The organism is Aquitalea sp. S1-19, assembly GCF_024343515.1.
This window is the reverse complement of record NZ_RJTZ01000199.1, coordinates 1-2,898: the sequence shown is the minus strand read 5'-3', so window position 1 is coordinate 2,898 and position 2,898 is coordinate 1. Positions and strand designations below refer to the sequence as shown.

Genomic DNA, 2,898 nt, shown 5'->3' with positions numbered 1-2,898 from the left:
TCTCGGAGAGAAACTCAATGACCATCCGCGTTGCAATCAACGGTTACGGCCGTATCGGCCGTCAGGCCCTGCGTTCCATCTACGAATACAATCTGCGTGGCGACTTCGAGATCGTCGCCGTCAACGCCTCCGGCGACCTGGCGACCAATGCCCACCTGACCTCGTACGACACCGTACACGGCCGCTTCGCCACCCCGGTTTCACATGAAGGCAGCAACCTGATCGTTGACGGCGATGTGATCCCGTTCTTCTCCACCCGCAATCCGGCCGAACTGCCATGGAAAGAACTGAACGTCGATCTGGTGCTGGAATGCACCGGCGCCTTCACCTCCAAGGAAAAGTGCCAGGCTCATATCGATGCCGGCGCCAAGAAGGTGCTGATCTCCGCCCCGGGCGGTGACGACGTGGACGCCACCGTAGTGTTCGGCGTCAACCACGACGTGCTGCGTGCCGACATGACCGTCGTATCCAATGCCAGCTGCACCACCAACTGTCTGGCTCCGGTGGCCAAGGCGCTGAACGACACCATCGGCCTGAAAAAAGGCCTGATGACCACCATCCACGCCTTCACCAACGACCAGGTGCTGACCGACGTGCGCCACAAGGACCTGCGCCGCGCCCGTTCCGCCACCCAGAACATGATCCCGACCAAGACCGGCGCCGCCAAGGCCGTCGGCCTGGTACTGCCGGAGCTGAAAGGTAAGCTGGACGGTTTCGCCGTACGCGTGCCAACCATCAATGTATCGCTGGTTGACCTGACCTTCGAAGCCGGCCGCGACACCACGGTTGAAGAAGTGAACGCCATCGTCAAGGAAATGGCCGACGGCAAGATGAAAGGCGTGCTGGGCTACAACACCCTGCCGCTGGTCTCCGGCGACTTCAACCACAGCACCGAAGCCTCGACCTTCGACGCCACCCTGACCAAGGTCACCGGCGGCAATATGGTTAAAGTACTGGCCTGGTACGACAACGAGTGGGGCTTCTGCCAGCAGATGCTGCGCACCGGCAAGGCGATGTTCAGCTGCTGATCAGCTGAGGGGTAGGGTGGGTTAGGCGGCAAAGCCGCCGTAACCCACCAAACCAACATCCGGTCGGTGGGTTACGCCGCCGCAGGCGGCTAACCCACCCTACCCCGGCGCAAGCCAGAAGCGAAAACACCATGTCCGACTACCGCCGCCTGTGGCGGCCCGGCGGCACCTATTTCTTTACCGTGACGCTGCTTGAGCGCCACGACAACCGGCTGCTGGTCGAACATATCGACCTGCTGCGCGCTGCAGTCAGCAAGGTTAAACAGGACTACCCGTTCACCATCCACGCGTGGGTGGTATTGCCCGAGCACCTGCACTGCGTGATCGAGCTGCCCGAAGGCGATGCCGATTTCGCCACGCGCTGGCGGCTGATCAAGTCCGGCTTCAGCCGGGCACTGCCACAAGGCGAAACCCGCTCGGCCTCGCGCCTGAAACATGGCGAGCGTGGCATCTGGCAGCGGCGTTATTGGGAACACCTGATCCGCGACGAAAACGACTTCGTGCGCCATGTGGATTATGTGCATTACAACCCGGTGAAACACGGCTGGGTGGAACGGGTCAGCGATTGGCCGTATTCGACTTTCCACCGCCATGTTACACAGGGTTTTTATCCGGCCGATTGGGGCGATGCCCCGGACGAAGATATTGGCGGGCCGGATTGATTGTTGGATGAATCTTGTAGGGTGGATTAGGCGGCAAAGCCGCCGTAACCCACCATGTTGTGGTGGCGTTGGTGAATATTGGTGGGTTACGGCCTGCGGCCTAACCCACCCTACGTGCCACGTGCTCTATGAATTTATTTTTGACAATTTGTTATTTATTTAAGATGCGATTTCAGTTGATAAACTCAAAAAAAGCAGACAGTATCAATCGCCTAAAACGCGTATATGAAATGGCAATTAAGGCTAGGGATTTGGAGATACAAAATCTGAATAGCCGAAATAATTTCTTCATGATTTTTCAAGGTGTATTGCTGGCTGGTCTTTTGCAGGCGCAAGGCAAATACACTAAAACTCTGATAGTTTTTACATGCCTGCTTGGGATTGCTATTTCGGTTTGCCAAGCCTTTACGGCAGCGGGAGCAAAATTCTGGCAGGCCCGATGGGAACAGAAGGTAAAAGATACAGAAATAAGGCTTCTTTCTGTTTTGGGTGCGCCTAAGTACGAGTTGTTTTCTGGGAAAATTGAGGCCGCAAAAAAAGATGTTGAAAGAAGCATGAGAGACGACTCTCCTTTTGACAAGCCCGTAAATTTCTTGATTTCTAAAAAATTCTCCGTAGGAAAGATGCCGATTTACGTTGGCTTGGCTCTTTCTGCTTTTTGGTTTGCGTTGCTAGTTAATACGTTCTCTGTTGATTTTGATTTTAAAGCCAATAATTTGATACTTCCGCCCGAAAATACGGCAGTGGATTCACGATCTAGAGAAGGCAATTAAGCGAGTAGGGTAGGTCAGATGGCAAAACCGCCATAACCCACCACAATCTGCCCACGCTAATGAATGGTGGGTTACGCCGCCGCAGGCGGCTAACCCACCCTACGAATAAACACGGAAACACGAGCGGCCATCAGGAAACGGTTTTGCTAAAAACCTGTTCCCCATTTCCGACTCCCCATTCCCCAACGGAGTGACCATGCAATTCAAGAAGCTGACTGAACAGAACCTCGCCGGGCAACGCGTGCTGATCCGCGTCGATATGAACGTGCCGGTGAAAAACGGCGTGATCGGTGACGACACCCGTATCCGCGCATCCTTGCCGTCCATCCTGCACTGCCTGAAGGCCGGTGCGTCGGTGATCCTGATGACCCACCTCGGCCGTCCGACCGAGGGCGAGCCCAAGCCGGAAGACAGCCTGGCGCCGGTGGCCAAACG

Annotated in this window: 4 protein-coding genes; all 4 read left to right on the top strand. The window is 55.9% G+C overall.

Going from position 1 to position 2,898, the window contains the following annotated elements:
- Nucleotides 1-17 precede the first annotated feature (17 nt).
- Entirely contained in the window at nt 18-1,028 is a 1,011-nt protein-coding gene (gene gap / locus EGI20_RS17080; RefSeq protein ID WP_498632914.1) for a type I glyceraldehyde-3-phosphate dehydrogenase, read from the top strand.
- 131 nt (nt 1,029-1,159) lie between these two features.
- Nucleotides 1,160-1,690, top strand: a complete 531-nt coding sequence (locus EGI20_RS17075) for an REP-associated tyrosine transposase (RefSeq protein WP_498632912.1) — start codon at nt 1,160-1,162, stop codon at nt 1,688-1,690.
- A 128-nt stretch (nt 1,691-1,818) separates the two neighbouring features.
- Nucleotides 1,819-2,463 carry a RipA family octameric membrane protein gene (locus EGI20_RS17070; protein ID WP_498632911.1) on the top strand — a complete coding sequence of 215 codons (645 nt, stop codon included), beginning with the start codon at nt 1,819-1,821 and terminating at the stop codon, nt 2,461-2,463.
- A 196-nt stretch (nt 2,464-2,659) separates the two neighbouring features.
- The coding region (pgk, locus tag EGI20_RS17065; protein WP_498632909.1) for a phosphoglycerate kinase at nt 2,660-2,898 on the top strand (239 nt) is incomplete at its 3' end.

Bases quoted from the DNA above. Each gene is read 5' to 3' on its own strand.
- gap (WP_498632914.1), top strand. From the start codon at position 18: ATGACCATCCGCGTTGCAATCAACGGTTACGGCCGTATCGGCCGTCAG.
- EGI20_RS17075 (WP_498632912.1), top strand. From the start codon at position 1,160: ATGTCCGACTACCGCCGCCTGTGGCGGCCCGGCGGCACCTATTTCTTT.
- EGI20_RS17070 (WP_498632911.1), top strand. From the start codon at position 1,819: ATGAATTTATTTTTGACAATTTGTTATTTATTTAAGATGCGATTTCAG.